Genomic DNA, 16,688 nt, shown 5'->3' on the forward strand with positions numbered 1-16,688 from the left:
GAATTTGAATTCTGTCGATCATCGAGCGGCGGGTGCCACGGGTGCCTCCGTGAGGAAGTCCGCAGCAGGGATGCTGCGGTCTAGGCCCCACGGACGGATCCACGCCGACCTCACGGAGGCACCCGTGGCATCCGCCGCGGACCATCGCCACAGAGGTCACCCGAACGGTGGCGAAGTGTGTGTTGACTGTGTTCATGTCACTGGCACCAATATCGGTCGAATTCCAACGGGCATGTACTCGCGGTATCGGATGTTCAGGTTTTTCCATTTGTGACTGTTCAGCAAATAGCCGAAGCAGCCCATGGCGTCGTTGTTCGGGCCCTGGTCGAGCAGGCGCGGGTCGCTGCGCAGGCGGAGCTGGCCGTAGCCTGGCAGGCCAAACCAGGTGGCGACGAAGCTGATGTCGGTGGCGGTGCCGAACACGCAGCCGTGGTGGGGTGGCAGGCGGTCGCTGTCGCCGCTGAAATAGCTGAATTTGACGCAGCCGCGCTGGTTGTCGTGCGCTTCGAGGCGATGCAGCCAAATGCCGCCCTGGCCGGTGACGCTGTGAACCCTCATGCGGCCGAAGGCGGTCATGCCGGAAACGGTGAGTTCCGGGCCCCAATTGACCAGCGGGTCGCCGGTGGCGGCGCGGACGGCGAATTGGGGCGCGGGGTCGCCTTCGGGGCTGCCGCCGTCGAGGATGCTGTCGATAACGTTGAGGTCGTATTCGTCGTCGGCCAGAACCCGGCCGATGATGGAACGCTCAATGTGGATGACGGATTGCTGGTCGAAGGCATCGGCTTCATTCGGGTCGTCGATGAAGCCGAAGGCGTTGTCGAGGTTGAAAGACGGCCGCATGGCCTGGCGAACGCCGGGCGACAGCGGGTCGAGTTGCCAGGCGCCGCCGGGGTCGAGGGTGGTGCCCAGCAGTTCAAGCCGGTTGAGGGCGGCTTGCTGGATTAGGGCTGCGTCAGCGGCAAAGGCTGGAGCGGTTCTATCCCAACTTATGTACAGGCCTTCGAGACGGACGGCGAGGCTGGCGATGGCATCGGCCGCGCCCGGGCCAAGCACGTCGGCGGGGCGAAAGCGCAGCGGATTAACCAGGCGGATAACGGGCCGCTGGCCGCTGGCGGCGCGCACCCAGAGTGAGGTGGCAAGTGTCAGCGCTGGGTTGCCGCCTTCGCTGCCATGGCCGAGTACCGTGTCGATATCGAGGGTGTAGGTTCGGCTGTCCTGGATCTCGACGACCACGGGCTGGGTCTGTGCATCCAGATCGGCCAACGCATTGCGCAGGGCAATATCGCCACCACCGCTTACCGAGCGCAGTACCACGGCCTGCTCCTGCCACTCGGCTGGGGTGGCCGCGCGCACCACGGGCTGTGCCCCAGTCGGACCGGAAAAGCCATAGGTGTGGGAAATTAACAGCCCCTCGGCCAGAGGAGTGGCTTGCGCGGCCAGGCTGGACACCCCGAACAGCACCCTGCCCCGCTCGGGGTCGATGGCGATCTCGTCTTCCCGTATAGGCGGGCTGAGGCCCGCTTCCCAGGCGCAGAGGTTGGCACCCCGGAAGGTCCAGCCATCGGTGCCGGGCAGGGGATCGGGAATGTGCAGGATCAACCCGACGGCACCGGCGCTCGGTTGCTCTGGCGTGCCTGCGTAGGGTTCGACGGCGACGTAGGCCAGAGGGTTGCCGGTGGGTGTGTCGGTGCTGAGCCGCGCCCAGGGCATGGGGCCGGGTACGGAATCGGCGTGACTGAGGTTGGGCGGGTCGTCATCGGCCTCGTAGCGGTGGGTGTTGAACAGCGTCATCGGGTCCGCCTGGGGATGGACAATGGCACGGACGACAGCACTGGCATCGCCAGGGTTAACCGGGACGACGGCGGCAGTTTCGATCATGCCTGGGTCCACCACCGGCACCTGATAGTCTTTCAATCGCCAGAGATAGACACCCAGGTTGGGCAGGTTGTAGCGCGGCGAGCCGGTTTGGCCAGGCTTGACGTCGACGACGTGGGCAAAGGTGTCAAACGGCCCGTTCAGGAAGCTCAGTTGCGCGGGGTCGCGCAGGTTGGCCATGCCGCCGCGCACCTGGGAGACGATGTCGGTATGCTGCGTCAGCGGGGATGGGCCACCGGCATCGGGTCGCTGGTGGTTCAGGTGTTGGTTCCAGGCGAGGCGCTCGCGCGATTCAACCGCGTGGGAGGCCCAGCCGGTTAAGGTGAAACTGAGGGATTCGACCGCGCCCAGCGTACCCTTGCGCCGTCGGTGGAAGACGGTGCGGGCGACGTCGGCCCGCAATGTCCAGGGGTCGCCCGCAAGATGGGAGACGCCAAGCAGATCGGCGAGGTAGGGAATCAGCCAGTCGTCACAGGTTTCGATAAAGAAATCGTGGTACAAAGCCTCGATATTGTCGCGCACGCCGGACATCACGTCATCGAGAATGCCCAAATAGGCCTCGAGCTGATCGGCCGGGCGCTGTTCGCCATCCTTGATGCGATAGACTTCGGGCAATTGCTGGTACAGGGGCTGACGGGGCGTACTCATGGGTCACAGGCCTCCGCGACGCTGTCGGCACTCAGGTTGATCACCAAATGGTCCTGGTAGAGCGAGAGCAAGGCGTCGCCGTTGCAGTCGATTCGTTTTTCCCGCACCGGGCTGGCGGGTAGCGCCAGCTCCTTCGGGTCGGTTTCCGGTGGGCTGCCCAGCGGAATGAGTTGAAACGCATCCACGCGAACCCAGTTGACGCCCTCAATGTTTTGCACCGCCGCCAAGACCTGGGAGACGTGTGCTCCCTGGCCAAAACGTCGCTCGGCGAGGCCGAACAGGCCGGTGACGTCCAGCGAGTCGCCTTCTTCGCCCCAGGCGCCAAGTGTGTCCAGAATCAGTGCATGGATATCGTCACTGCGCCGGTCGGGGTCAAATCCGGCACTCAAATCGACCAGCACAAACTGGCGTTTTCCGTTCACCACCTGGATCGGGTGACGCGAGGCACCCCGGCAGCGGTTGGCGGCTTGCAGACTGTGTCGCACCTTGTCGACCGCCGCCGGTTCACCGTTTTCCGACAGCACCGTAATGCGGATGCGCGGCGTGCCGCTGGGCGCAACCCAATCCGCCCGGGCTTTCAGAACGCCGGGGAGCGCCAGGGTTTCGGCTTCGTAGTCAGCCAGGCCGACCAGGCGCTCCAGACTTTGCATTCTTGCCGGCGCCGCTTCGCGGGCGCTTTCGATGGATTCCGGGTCCCCACCGCCTACGGCCGGGCCGAGCATGCGCACTTCTTTTAGGGGTTTCAGCTTGCCGGTCGGTTTCGCCTTGTCGGCGGCCACGCCACGTGCTCCAACGCCCTTGCGGAAGGCTACCTGGATGTTGTTGCGGCCGGAGGGGAACACCGCGCCGGTTACACCATCGCCGCACTGGACGTAGGCCTTGCCTGCTTCGTCCTCGCGGACGATGTAGACCCTATCTTTCGGGCCCATGCTGAAAAAGGTCTCCACCCGCTTCCAGCGCACGCCATCGACATAAAGTTCAATCACGGGAATGTGAGGCGGTGTCGATTCAGACACCAACTGGTAAGTCAGGGGATTTTTCGGCAAGGGCAGGGTCAGAAAGGTGCGCCGCGCATCGCCGGAGCCAAGCACTGCCATCGGTTGGGTTTCGCCCTGGTCGGTATGGACCAGGTTGCCGTACACCGTCACCCGATTATTCTGCTCGCTAAACCACTGGCGTTCGAAAATGGGCTGTTGGTCGAGCATCAAGGGCCATAGCCAGGGCTGGGCGATATCCTTCCCGGCTGCGTTGAAACTGGTTTCCCTGAGGACCTTAAGCGTTTGCAAACGACCGTCGTCACCGGCGAGCATGAGCTGGCGGCCCACCAGTTGCTCGGCGTGTTTCAAAAAGCCGTAATACTGTATTTCGTAACCGCTTGTGGACTCCGGAAAGGCGCCACTGTGCCAGTCGCTTGGGGCGCGAAGCTGAAGCGCAGGGCTGACGGCTTCGTGAATTTGCAGGCGTCGGATGTCGGCGGTTTCATTCAATATGGATAAATTAGCGATCATTCGCGCTTCCATCGTGACCACTGCGCAGGCGCCGCTAACGCCACCCCATATCAGGGTATCGCTGCGCACTTCTTCAACGGTGCGCACCACCGTGAACGACACCACACCACCGCTGCCATCGAATTCCGCCAGACCCTGGCAAATGATTTTGCTGCCTACGGGCAGGTCATCCACATCCTGATCAAGGGGCAATTCCAGCATGGGCAGAGTGCTGTAAAACTCGCCATCGCCGCTGTCGCTGGTGTATATCCGCCGCTCGAAATTCGTTGCTTCCATCGCCATGTAGCCGGTGTTTGCATTCAGCCGACCAATGCGTACCGGGGCGTTATGACCGAAATGCCGAAAACTGCGGTCGATCACGTAAGCCTCGACGATGGCATCGCGGGGAATCGTCAGCGAGCCTTCGAAATGCAGTGTTATTCGATTCAGCACCTGCTCGACCGATTTCACGATCACGATTTCCGGCCGCGCCTGAGGGCTGCCACTGTTGTAGCTCCCCCCGCCAGGTGCGAAGGGTGCCAGCTCAGGCAACAGCATGATGCGGTCGCCGGGTTTGAAAGAAACCGTCGTCAGACTTGCCAGATCGGAAGCCCCTGCCACCGCCTGAAGTTCCAGCGATTTCAACCCGTCGATTACTGGCTGAAACCCTTTGCGCGGCCGATACAACCTGAATTCGTTTTGCGTTGAATAGGCTGTGTTGGTGTCGATGGTTTCAAAAATGACCGCTTCATCGATGCCTTCGACATCGACCTTGAAACCAAAGCCTTGCGGCACAGTCACCCCCTCTTCACCGGCAACGGTAAGCGCAAACGTTGCTTCTCCGGCTACACCCGGCGCCATGCGGTAACCGCTCAGTTGCACCAGGCGACTGACGCTTTCCTGCCAGCTCGCCGTACGGATCAGGGTTTCATTGGCGTAGAGCGATTGATAAAAACTCAATATCTCCGCGACGATGGCTGTGCCCTCAATCAGCGCAATGCCGGGGTCGTCGCTGCCGCGATGAGTCCAGCCCGACAGGGTGTTGGATTTATCCAATCGGTCGAGCATGTGTTCGCGGAAGCTGCCGTAATCGCCAATGCGATAGTGAACAGACGGCAGGCCGCGCCGGTTGTCGATTTTCAACGGAAAAACCGGCGGGGTTTCGCAATCGTGAATGCACGTCATCGGCGGCCTCCTTCGATAGTGAATGTGATACGGCCCTGCTCCAGGTGATCGGGGTTATTGGCGACCTGAATGACTTCGAACGGCTGCACCTCCAATACATCAATCTCTGCCAACGGCAGATCTTCCGGTTCGATGGTGACGGTGCTGGTAGAAGGGCCAAACCCCTGGTTCCACCGGCGCATGCTCACACTCAAAACGCGCCCTACTCCGGTGACCGCCAAAGCCCGACCGATGATCTGGCTAGCGTGCAACGGCTGGCCGAATGTCCAATCGTCTGGATGGAAAAACCCCGGGCGGCCATCGGGTGTTAACGCATCGGAAAATTCCTGCTCCAACATCGCGGCGAGGTCTTCCGGCCAGTAATCCGGGTGGGCGCACAGCCGCAGCTTGATGTCCAATGGCACGTAACGGGCCAGGCGGATTTCCAAATCCTCCCCGATCAGACGCACCGCATCGAGGTGGCGGCGAATACGTTCCCGCGTTTCGTTATCCAGCTCGGTGGTGCCGGTCGGGTCAATGGACACCCGCACCGTGCGCCAACTGCCGGTCCAGCCATAACGGGCATAGGCGTGTGATACTTCAGGCAGCGCTTCGGCACGGGCAACATAGTCGGCGAGAGTAACGGCGCGCTTCTGTTTGGCGCGGTAGGCGATGGGCACGCGGCGCAAAAACACATCACGCGGTTCGGGGTCGCGACCGTTGGTCACATCAAAGGGATTACGCACCGCCGACAACCAGGGCGGGCCTTCGAACCCGGTTAATTTATCGGCGCCACTATTCCCGGCACTGCCCCGTCCCACCTGATACCGCACAGTCACCACAGCATCATCAGACAGGGCCCGCCCGTTGGCGCTCATTCCCTCACCAAAACCAAAACGAAGTTGACTGCGGCTGAGTTCATCGGTTTCGACCAGGTAGTGTTCATCGTCACCCTGGCTTTCAATCAGATCGATTTGTTCATCCCAGGGGGATAGAAAACCCGCGACCTCAACCTGGCAGGACGACTGCGGCGGTACATCGCCACCGGGCGGTGTATCACGATAGGCCAGGGGTTTACCCGGCAGGGCACACAAAGCACCCCAACGCCCCGGTTCCCAATAGGCTTCGTCGCTGTGAAGTAAAACCGAGGCATCGGTCGCCCCTACAATTGCACCCGGCGGGCGAAATACAGTCACGTGTGGTCGGCCATGACGGGCATGAACAATGTTGCCGAACAGGACGGAAACGTCGTTTACCGGCGCACCCTCGCACCGGGTCGTCACACAGTACCGGCGACGCAACCGATCATCCGGCTGCCAGTACACCCGCACGTAATGCTGATTGGTAAACGGATCAAACCGGGTTTCGGCGGCATCGTTACCCGTCAGTAATGTCAGCTTCTGACGCTTGCCCGTGTCGCGGCCATTCACGGTGCCGGTTTGGGGGTTGAGGCGTTCTTCGATAATGAGATAGCGCACTTCCTCGCGCCGCAATACATCCCGAAACTGATCGGCTTCGCCTTCGTTGCCGGGGTTCAGTGCGGCGGGCAATGCCAGGTCGGCATACATTGCGCCAGCATCCAGAGCGGTCAGGGCATCGTTCCAGCTGTAAAAGCTGATTTGGTTCAGCCAGGGGTGACACCCTTGTTCGTGAGCGGTCACAAAAATCTGCGAACCGGGGTCTTTCCAGCTTCCGCCATTCCAAACGGCGAATTCATTGCCCAGGGTTTGTTCGCTGTCGACGGTCAGCACCAAATCGGTACTGGCTTGGTTTCCCTGGTGTATGTGATAGTCCATCAGCCGAGCATGGCGCGCCATCGAGACTCGTTTGCGCGCCAGCCCCCAATAGCGTTCCTGCATGACACGATCTTGAAAATCGCTGAGGAAATCGCCATCGGCGGCAATCAGATCCAGAATAACCTGATCCAGATCGACTTCGCTGGTCGGTTCCCAACCTGGCACGCGATCGCGCATGGCGTTAATGAGTACATGCTTGAAGGAATCAAAGTCTTTGGCCAAATAATCAATCACAGGTTTGGGGGCTTTTTCGCGCCCTTTTTCCCAGGTTGGCGCACAATTGAGGTTGAAGCAGCCGGGCCGGAATTTAAAGGGCACCCCGGCAAACAGCGGATCAATCAAGTCGTCTCCGGCGGCATTCTGAAAGCGAACCCCCAGTCGATAGGTGGAGTAATCGCCTACAGGAGAAACACGCAGCGTCAACGCATTACCGCTCACCCCCAACAACTGAGTAACCTGAACCTCACCAGGCCCGTTACCACCTATCAGGCGGCTACCGCCGCTGATGGACAATATAGATGTCGGATCATTCCCATCCGTATTAATAGAAGTATCAATCGCCGCCAGATGCAGGTCGTTAAAAAATTCCAGACGCAGCTCGGCAAAGGCCGGAGGCGAAGCCAGATCCAGTTCAACAAACACCAGCTCAACCCCGTTCAACCCTTCATCTTCAAGGTCCCGGGCCCGGTCTGCCAACACTTCCTCATCGAAGCGATAGCTCATGGTTTATTTCCTCGCCTGCTTCATCGTCCTTTACCTTGGTTTAACCCGCATCGGCTGCCGGGTGGTCCTATTTGGGGAAGTCCGCAGCATGGATGCTGCGGTCTAGCCTGCATGGCGGTCCGACGCTTCGGTGTATTCACGGCGACCCGAAAAAGGACTACACCCACCGCTCCCCCAACCACCGAATAAGTCCTCGCCCAAAAAAGTAAGCCACCAAACTTAACGACTGTGCTCAAACCGGAGCCGCTGCTCCTCACCCGTGGCGACAATTCGGTACTGCAAACCAACCAGCAAGGTTGCATCGTTATTTTCGACTTCCAGCGCCATTACCTCTATGCGATGGCCCAGATAATCGTTCAGGGCACGGTTGATCGTTGCCTTGGCGACGGCCGCTGTCGCATCACTGTTGCCTTCGAATACCAGACGACGCAGACCGGCACCAATGAGTGGTTGCAAGGGGCGCTCGCCCGGGTTGGTTAGCAGCAACTGAATAACCTCGCCCTTAATGTGTTCTTCCAGGTTTTCCGGTGTCCGGGTTCGGCCGTCTGAACCGATGCGGAACGGGAATGACATGTGTCGACCACTCATGTGTACAAAGTCCCCGATGTGTTCATTTGGTCAATCGTTGCCGTACCGCGACTGCGCACACGATTAGAGGCGCTGTTTATCTGCGTAACGTCCGCGTCGTTTGCCGAAATACTGCCACCGGCACCGCCGCCGGACACACTGATTGCACTCGGGTTCGTGCTTTGAATCAGTGGTGCATCGGCTTCGCCGGTTACTTGGGTGACGTCCGAACTGAGCACGAAGGCATCCAAATTGTCCTTTAAATATCGCACCACGCCTTGTGAGATCGCGCAGAGCAGCATCCGCCGATCCTCTTCCCCAATGCCCGGCATCGCCTCGCTTTTTACCGCCTGATACTCCTCCATCAGTGCGCGCTCCATTGCCTCGGCCATGCTGCCGGCGAAATCGTCTACGGTTCCCGCTTTAATCGGCATATCAACCCGCCTTTACTTTTTGGGATAACAAAGAAGAGGTTGGCGTCGGAAAGGTCGGCGTTGGTATCATCGGCGTAACCGGAAAAATACCAGCCGCCAATTGTCCCGGATGCGTATGGGTTTGCAGCATGGTTACCAGCTGCGTCAGGTAGTTCATCAACTGATCACCGAACACCACCGGGTGGCTGGCGTTTTCCACCAGTTCGATTTGCGGCGCTTCGACCACGACTTTGCTGACGCCCTTCAACAGCACCTGCCCGTTCTGCACCTCGATTTTCAGAATATTGCTGCCATCGCTATCACTGACACTGAGGGTCTGGCCGTCGTCGTCGAAGCTCACCATCATGCCTTGCTCGCTGCGAATCACTTTCATGCCTGGCACCTTGCCGTCGCCATCCTGATTAGTCGGTACCTGGTCGGGCGACCACCAGCAGCCGGACCAGATTGGTTGGCTTGGGTCACCGGCCTCGAACTCGATCCACAACCCGGCGCCGACCGGGGGGATGCTGTACTGGCCACTGCCGTCGCCCGCGTAGGGCGTGCATGGCAGCGCCCAGGGGGAGACCACATCCCCCAGTACCTTGGGCACGCGTGCGCGCAGGCGGCCCATGTTTTCCGGGTCTTTGTTGTCTTCCACGGTGCCACGGTATTTACCGTAATACCGGTGACGCATCTGTTCGGCGAGTTCAACAAGGGCGCGCTCCATTCCACCTCCGTCCATTAAAAAACACCTCCGGGCAGTAGGCCGCCACCCGAACTTCCGGCGGAGCGGGCGTTGCGGCGCAGGGTAATGTGCTGTTGATAGCCGTCGTCGGTCAGCGTATGGACGACGCGGCTGATCAGGTAAAGTCCTCCGAGATAGCCACCGGGGCCAGCGACTGAGATTACGCTGTAGGGTCTGAGCACGGCCGGGTACATATCAGCTGCGACTTCGGCTTCAGCGCGGTAGGCCCAGCTTGAAAAATCGGTAACGGCATTGACGCCGGCATCCAAATCACCGCTGTCCTCGCGGGAAAGACTCAAAAAGCTGCTGCCGGGTTCGGCGATGTCGTGCACTGGGGTATCGCCAAGAGCAGAGACGGCCGTCACGGTGGTTTCTGACTCGACAACGGACTTATCCGCCAGGTTAATGGTGGCAGCACGGGCCGTCATGGAGCGTAGAGCGTCGTATTCGGCGCTGAATTTATTGATGTTCCGGTCGGCGCCCATCAGCAGTAATTCGGGGTAGTCTGTCGGGTTCAAATCGACGGCTTTAAACACACCCACGCTGGTGCCGGGTTCGCCACCGGGTTTCACGTAAAAACAAACCCCATGGCGTTTTGCCAGTTCTTTCAGCAGTTGAGCGGCGGTGCCGCGCTGCACCACATAACGTTCCAGGCTGGCACCGGCGGCGGGTACTGAATCGACCTCGGGGGTTAAACCATATTCGCTGAACAATTGGCTTGCGATATCCGAAGCGGTGAGTTCTTCATAAAGCACGACTTCTTCGCTGCGGTTCATCAACACACTGTCATCGTGCACAATCAACACCAGTTGGCTTTGGTTCGGGCTGGCATCCAATTCGAACCGCTGGCCAATGATGGGACCATCAATCAGGGCGATAAACGCGTCGCCGTTGGGTGGCCTCACTTCGACACGCACCCGTGAGAACGCTTGGGTAAAGTCATCTTCTATGCTTTCCCACTGGCCGTTGTCGTCGGCGCCGATTTCGAGTTGCAACTCAGCTTCAGCGGCAATGCCCATGGCCAAATCGACACGCACCCGACGAAACCGTCCGAGCAATTCCTCATCGGCGGCTTCGTTGTTTAAATAGATGCGCAGTTCAGTTGGCATAAACCCACACTCCCAAACTCATTCAGCCTTGTTCCGGCGTTTTAATGGTGCGGCCCGGCTCTTCAGTCAGGGCGTTGGCTTCCAGTTCGGTATTGGCGTCTGAAATGTGCCAGTAGCGAGTGCCATCTCTAAAACGCCGCTGGCTGATCACATCCAGCTGGTCTCCCTGGGTAACCACTGCAGGGCGGCTAAGCGGTTGACCCAACAGCCGTAATTTGACGGCAGCGACGCTTTCGCCTTCGTCAGAAGTGACGGTGATGGTTGGCGAATTGTTGTATCGAGAATTTTTAGTAAACATATGCCCAACCCCCTCCCCGTTCTAAAACGGTATGGTTTCAATTGCCAGCTCTACGGATTTGACCAAATTCAATGCCACCTGGGCCTCCTTAACCGTGCTGGTGTAGGCCAACGCCCCTTTGCCAATAATGTCGTCGCTGTTTGCCGGGAAGCTGGCAACGGCGAGGCCAATTTGCACTTCGGCCTGCACCGGGTTTAGAAAGGGGTCAAATTTCTTCTCGGTGATGCTCATTGAACGAATCTCCACCGGCAGTACACGGCTGGGACCCCAGATGAACAAAATACGTGGGGCCTGCTCGCGGGGGATCGACCGACTGGGCTCACTGTCCCCCCCCAGGGCACCGCCGATGGCATCGATAGCCGCCCCGATCGCGCCACTGATCAACCCCGGGCTGGGGTTGACCATGGCTTCGAGCGCGGCCAGTTGCGGGCCAATGCCGAATACCCGGGGGATGGCCGAAAGCCCATCGTTCTGGCCGAGATCATCCGAAGCATCGAAGTGAGCCGTTAGCTGAATGGTTTCGGTCGGAGAAGAGCTGCGTTGGCCGGGCTCGCGCTGGCCCCGGTTTTCCTGATCTTCGGCACTGGTGCTCGGCGGCAGTTCCAAGCCGCGCTGCAATTGCTCGGGGTTGAACTGAAAGACCACCACATTCGGCAACGGACCCAGCATATCGGTGCCGTATTCGACCAGTACGCCTCGCAAGTAAAAACTCATGCGGTCTGCCCTCCGCGCTCGGCCTGTTCAATGGCCGCGACAATGTGGTCGACGAGGAGCGCCCGCATGTCTCTCGCCCGAATATGAGAAGACACTTCCAGGGGAGTCAAACGCATGCCATTGGCGAAAATATCGCTATGGGTGGTTTTCATCCCCTGCAGTCGGCGGGCGAGTTCCTCTTCCAACCCCGACAGCGCTTCCTGTACCGTGTTGCTCGAGACGCCCTTCAGGCGGATCTGAATGCGCTCGAGGTCGATCGTCAATGCGCTCATGCGGCGTTCTCCTTTAGCAGGGCGGCGTAGCGACCAAAGAGTTCGTCGTCGGTGGCGCGGTTGAGTTTTTGCAGCTCACGACGGACTTGCACCAGTACCTGGCGCATGGAAGGCTTACCGACCTTGGCTTTCGCGGGTGAACTTTCTGGTTGGGCCGCCGCTTGCAAACAGCTGTTGAATATAACGGAGCGGATATGGCCGCCAGAGAACGCAAATTGCCGTGCTAAAAAGCGGAAATCCAAATCGCTGGTATCGACCTGTTCCGGGAAACCCTGCTTCCAGATACGTTCGCGTTCATCGACACCAGGCACCGGAAATTCGATGACGTAGCGCAGCCGACGCATAAAGGCTTCGTCCATATCCTTGCGGCGGTTGCTGGCGAGGATGGCAAGACCCTTGAAGCGTTCCATCCGTTCCAGCAAGTACGACACTTCGATGTTGGCGTACCGATCGTGGGCGTCTTTAACGTCGGTTCGCTTGCCGAACAAAGCATCGGCCTCGTCGAAAAACAACAGACAATCACTGGCTTCAGCGGCGTCGAAAATACGGCGCAGGTTTTTCTCGGTTTCGCCAACGTACTTGCTCACCACCTGCGCCAGGTCGACTCGAAACATGTCGAGCTTCAGCCGACTGGCAAGCGCTTCGGCGGCCATGGTTTTACCAGTACCGGGCGGGCCGCAGAACAAAACGGAGAGGCCGCTTTCATTCCAGGCGCGGGCCGTGCCCCAGTGAAAGTGCACACGGGTGAGGGCGTCCATGGCGCGGGATACTTCCTGGAACTGCTGTTCCTGTTCGGCCGCCAATACCAGCTCTTCGGGTTTGAAGCGGGGCTCGACTTTTTGTGTCAATTGCGCCAGTTCACCCCGGGTTTCGGCGCGGCAGGCTTCGATCAAGTCCTCACCCTGCCACACGCCCTGGTGGTTGAGCGTTAAAGCAATGCGGCGCAGGGCCGGTTCGGAAAAGCGAAAACGCCGGGCGCATTCTTCGACCTCATGGCGGTACCGGGCAGCATTGTTACCGAGCGATTCATGCAGGACATCGAGTCGGCGATGAAAGTCGATGGTGGGCAATGTGAGGGGTGCCTGCGCACCGGCGGTGACTTCCACGGCCTGATACTGGTGGGTAGACATGGGTTGCCAAACCCGCAACGGCGTACCCAAAGGCCAGGTTTCGGGTGACACTTTTACGCCCCAGGGCAACAAGGGCTCAACGCCGCATAACCAGGCCCAACTCAGCAATTGGGCCGGGTCGGCGCGCTGCCAGGTGGCCGGGCTGACGGTCACAATGGTGACGGACAAGCGCTCGGCGATCGCCGCGCAGATGCCCAAGAAATCTTCATCGCGTTCGCCCAATAACGGGATGCGCCTGAGACTCTCCAGCGGTTCACTCAGGCCGTGCAACGGCACGGCCCAATTGTCCGGCAGTTTGGACGGACGTGGGGTAATGGCTTCGACGCCATCCAGGCGCTCATAGCCGCCGCTCAGACTGGCTACGGCCCAGGCGGGCACGGCCAGGGGTTGAAACCAGTCTGTGCTCTGTGCACCGAGCAGCGCACAGCGGCGTAAGGCATGGAAAGAGGATGCAAGGTCCAACACGGCTTCGGGCCAGCCCCACAGACGTTGCGCCAGCGCCAGGGTTGGATAAGCTTTGTTGATGTCGTTCAGGCAGGCGGCACACACCGGCCCAAGGCCCGCATCCAACCGATAAGCAACGGCGAGTGCCAGCACGAATTGATCAGCCTCGCCCAGGTTCAGCTCTGTCGCAAGCCAGGACCAATCGCCCCGCGTATGGCTGTAGGGTTCAGGCGCCGGGGTCTCGATCAATTCGGTGAGATAAGCCGCGGTGCCGTCTTCCCGAAAAAAGTGCTTCCGTTGGCCATCGCTGCGCGACCAGGCCAGCATGTCGTCCGCCACGCCGGTAAAGGGCGGCAGTGCGCCGGTGTTCGGGTCGCTTTGGCCGGTACGTTGCAGCCAGCACCACGCCAGTTCGCGCCGCAAGCGCAAGTTGACCTGTGCCAGCCAATAGCCCATCACCGGGTCTTCCACTACCAGCCCAGGGGTGATTTGGGCTAAGGCGTCTCGTTCCGAAACCGTCATGACCAGTCGACCTCCGGCATGTTTAGCGCCTGGGCGCCGTTAGCTCGTAACATGATTCGGTAGCGCCCGGGCGGCAGCGGTTCGTCCACACCGACGGTCGCCGTCACGGTGTTTTGGGCGACGCCGCCGGTGGCCTCGACCATGAGTTGCACAGCGCCATCCCGATAGAAGGCGACGAAAATGGCGTCGTTCGCCCCCCCCAACCGTTCGCCGGTCAACGTCAGTGAGCCGGAGAGATTGCCGCCACCGTCCGGTACCAGAGCACTGGGTGCGGCGGTGACCAGGGTCGGCATCAGTGTGCCCGTAATGGCGTTACTGTGAATCTGGCGACCACTGGCAGAAAGGCTGACGGCGATGATGGCGTGCGGGCCTGGCGACAGCGTCGTGGTCGCGGGAATCACTGCCTGTACCCGGTTGGCGGGCGCTGCGGTGATGCCGTAACGCTGGTCACCCACCAGCAATTCCTGAACGGCGCTGGTCAGCTCTATGCCATGAACCGTAAGAGTACTGCCCGCTTCGAATTGTTCCGGCTCCAGGCGGGTAAGCGTTGGTCCCATGCTTGGAATCACCTCCACCCCTTCGTTTCCTGGCGGGCCAACGGTTAGCACCAACGGCGCATAGGCAGGCGGTTCGGAAGGCGCGATCATCACCGGGCGAACCTGGAAGGCGGCGGAGATGCGATAGCGTTCGTCCGTGCCCTGCATCACCTTCGACAGCAGATCGACATCGGCACTGTCGAAGGTGATTTTTAACGACTGGGGATTGTCCATCAGCGGGGGCATGGTGGGCTGCATGAAGTTTAATTCCTGTAGGGCCAACAGGCCCTCGCCCAACAGTTCATGCGCCGCCACCGAATCGCTTTCCTGACCACCGTCGTAGGCGGTGATCAAATAACGCAACACCAGCCAGAGTGGTGCATCCTGCCCCTGGTCCAGCGCCAGATTGCGCATGTGACCATCGATATCGATCTGATACAAAAACAGATTGAACTTGGGGCCTGCCGAACCGGCGGCAGCCTCGGGTCGGCCGACATCCACCGCGCCCGCCGACGTGCGGGCAGTAAGGCGGGTGCGCAGCAATTCCCCAACGGCGCCGATGGCGGTGCGGCTTTGCTCCAGCGGCATACTAGAACTCCCTCAGGTAATAACGACGCAGATCCGGACTGCGCGTGGAGGCCTTGGCGGAACGCGACGGGCGTGGTGCCGGTTTAGGCACCGCTTGCAGCGCCACTGGACTGGGGGCTGCATAAACCTCAATCTGAATGTGACCGATGTGGATGCGAGGGCCACTCTCTTGTTCCAGCTGGCTGAATTGCTCGACCGGCGTCGTGTTTTCACGTGGCGCAGCCTCTACGCTTACCGTCGATTGCGTGAACTCAGGGGTCGTTGCGGGCTCGGGATGATTCCCTTTTGGCTCAATAACCGGTGCTTCATCAGAACGCACCAACACCTGTTCATGCTCTTTAATCGTTTCAACATTGCGAATAAAGCCGGGAATGGTTACGGCCGGTTGAGCGCTGCCGGCACCCTTAAAAACACCCTGTTCCCGCACGTCTTTGTCGTCGGCTGGCGTCCGCTTTTCAACCTGATTAGTGTCTGGCAAGCGGACTTCCGAAGCCATTTCAGATCGAATAAACGCAGGCACATCTACCTGTTCGATGGCCGTGTCGATAGTGGGAAACTCGACACCGATATCATCAGCTTGTCGAGGCGGAACTGGCTCGGAAGACGCTGTTTGCTCAGTTTGAGGAACAGTTTCTTCGCCGCGATCTTTGGCGTGTTTATCGCGGGGCACAGAATGGTCGGCACGCCTCGACGGCGACACCGGCTCGTGGGGTTCCAGTGGTTCGTCTGGTTCACGTGGTTTGTGTGTATTAGGGTTCGTCGCGCCCCTTGGTTGCAACACTTCCCGAACCGTTTCCACCTCGGTAGTCGGGTGTTTTTCGGGCTTCGCCAAGGCGGTCATTACGGGTTGTTCACCCAGACCACTGCGTTGCCCCAACCGTTGAAAATAACCACTCATTGAACGCTCTCCCGCGACACGCAGGCCAGATAAAAGTCACGCCGACCCGATGGCAGGGCGAGGATTTCCGCCTCACTCCAGTGGTAAACGCGGGCCAGACGATGCACATCCCTCAGGCGTTCGGTCAGTGCCGATTGAAGCCGCTGTAACAAAGCGCCTTCCAAATTTAAAGGTTGGCTTACGGCCGCTGCGCAATGAGGGCATTCAGATTCCAGATTAAGAGCCGTATAGGGGTCTGCCTGTTCCAGTTTGAGTTCCAAGGCAGCAAACAAGTCGTCATCCCAAGCGGCGAGCACGGACTCGTTCATGACCAGTTCCTGTGCCATGGTAATCGGGTTTGCTCCGGCGCTTTCCAGCCATCGTTGCTGGTCTTTTCCGGTGGGCAACCGAACTTCGAAGGCTTCCCGGCCTTCGGGTTCACAGGTTAACGGGCTGGAAACGGGCGCATGCACGAAGTTCTCCAGCGGCAGGCTGAAACTGAGGGTTTCGTGGCAGCGCTGGCACCGGGTGCTGATATCCAGGTCCGCCGGATGGGTAGCCCGTGCCACAGCCAGTACGCCCTGCAGCCGACTGGCAACAGACCAGCCCCAGGCCTGTTGTTCCGCAAGCCTGGCATCCCCAGGTCCGCGCAGGCAGGCGGCCAGGACGGAGGTCACGGCATAGGGGGGTGGTACGTTAAAATCAACGTCAACATGCGCCCTGTCCGATCCGAACGGCATGGCTCTCCAGGCGGCGCTTTCCTTTGCGGCCGTCACCATG

General features: G+C 59.9%; 14 protein-coding genes. All 14 read right to left on the reverse strand.

The genetic code is table 11. The features are described from left to right. Positions 1 to 192: 192 nt before the first annotated feature. The gene (locus EP166_RS06940; protein WP_127556030.1) at positions 193 to 2,523 is read right to left on the reverse strand and encodes a hypothetical protein; all 2,331 of its coding nucleotides are present in this window, start codon (positions 2,521 to 2,523) and stop codon (positions 193 to 195) included. Further along, on the reverse strand, positions 2,520 to 5,195 hold the full coding sequence (locus tag EP166_RS06945) for a baseplate J/gp47 family protein (protein WP_127556031.1): 2,676 nt from the start codon (positions 5,193 to 5,195) through the stop codon (positions 2,520 to 2,522). The genes EP166_RS06940 and EP166_RS06945 overlap by 4 nt, the downstream gene beginning before the upstream one ends. Continuing rightward, positions 5,192 to 7,693, reverse strand: coding sequence for a baseplate J/gp47 family protein (locus EP166_RS06950; RefSeq protein ID WP_127556032.1), 2,502 nt, complete (start codon positions 7,691 to 7,693; stop codon positions 5,192 to 5,194). Before EP166_RS06950 ends, EP166_RS06945 begins: the two co-directional genes overlap by 4 nt. Positions 7,694 to 7,912: 219 nt before the next feature. After that, positions 7,913 to 8,281: a GPW/gp25 family protein gene (locus tag EP166_RS06955; RefSeq protein WP_127556033.1), complete on the reverse strand. Its 369-nt coding sequence runs from the start codon at positions 8,279 to 8,281 to the stop codon at positions 7,913 to 7,915. Continuing rightward, a complete protein-coding gene (locus tag EP166_RS06960) occupies positions 8,278 to 8,694 on the reverse strand; it encodes a hypothetical protein (RefSeq protein WP_127556034.1) in 417 nt (138 codons plus the stop codon). Before EP166_RS06960 ends, EP166_RS06955 begins: the two co-directional genes overlap by 4 nt. 1 nt (position 8,695) lies before the next feature. Then, positions 8,696 to 9,400 (reverse strand): phage baseplate assembly protein V, encoded by a 705-nt coding sequence (locus EP166_RS06965; protein ID WP_127556035.1) that lies wholly within the window; start codon positions 9,398 to 9,400, stop codon positions 8,696 to 8,698. Between the two features lie 14 nt (positions 9,401 to 9,414). Further along, complete coding sequence (locus EP166_RS06970) at positions 9,415 to 10,527, reverse strand: hypothetical protein (RefSeq protein ID WP_127556036.1); 1,113 nt, start codon at positions 10,525 to 10,527, stop codon at positions 9,415 to 9,417. 22 nt (positions 10,528 to 10,549) lie between these two features. Continuing rightward, positions 10,550 to 10,825 carry a LysM peptidoglycan-binding domain-containing protein gene (locus EP166_RS06975; RefSeq protein WP_127556037.1) on the reverse strand — a complete coding sequence of 92 codons (276 nt, stop codon included), beginning with the start codon at positions 10,823 to 10,825 and terminating at the stop codon, positions 10,550 to 10,552. A 21-nt stretch (positions 10,826 to 10,846) separates the two neighbouring features. After that, positions 10,847 to 11,539: a hypothetical protein gene (locus EP166_RS06980; protein ID WP_127556038.1), complete on the reverse strand. Its 693-nt coding sequence runs from the start codon at positions 11,537 to 11,539 to the stop codon at positions 10,847 to 10,849. Beyond that, entirely contained in the window at positions 11,536 to 11,811 is a 276-nt protein-coding gene (locus tag EP166_RS06985) for a hypothetical protein (RefSeq protein ID WP_127556039.1), read from the reverse strand. The genes EP166_RS06980 and EP166_RS06985 overlap by 4 nt, the downstream gene beginning before the upstream one ends. Then, the gene (locus tag EP166_RS06990) at positions 11,808 to 13,907 is read right to left on the reverse strand and encodes an ATP-binding protein (RefSeq protein ID WP_127556040.1); all 2,100 of its coding nucleotides are present in this window, start codon (positions 13,905 to 13,907) and stop codon (positions 11,808 to 11,810) included. The genes EP166_RS06985 and EP166_RS06990 overlap by 4 nt, the downstream gene beginning before the upstream one ends. Further along, a complete protein-coding gene (locus EP166_RS06995; protein WP_127556041.1) occupies positions 13,904 to 15,031 on the reverse strand; it encodes a Pvc16 family protein in 1,128 nt (375 codons plus the stop codon). The genes EP166_RS06990 and EP166_RS06995 overlap by 4 nt, the downstream gene beginning before the upstream one ends. A 1-nt stretch (position 15,032) precedes the next feature. Beyond that, a complete protein-coding gene (locus EP166_RS07000) occupies positions 15,033 to 15,929 on the reverse strand; it encodes a hypothetical protein (RefSeq protein ID WP_127556042.1) in 897 nt (298 codons plus the stop codon). Further along, positions 15,926 to 16,687: a hypothetical protein gene (locus EP166_RS07005; RefSeq protein WP_127556043.1), complete on the reverse strand. Its 762-nt coding sequence runs from the start codon at positions 16,685 to 16,687 to the stop codon at positions 15,926 to 15,928. The genes EP166_RS07000 and EP166_RS07005 overlap by 4 nt, the downstream gene beginning before the upstream one ends. Between the last annotated feature and the right edge of the window lies 1 nt (position 16,688).

The organism is Saccharospirillum alexandrii (assembly GCF_004000275.1).
Lineage (GTDB): Bacteria > Pseudomonadota > Gammaproteobacteria > Pseudomonadales > Natronospirillaceae > Saccharospirillum > Saccharospirillum alexandrii.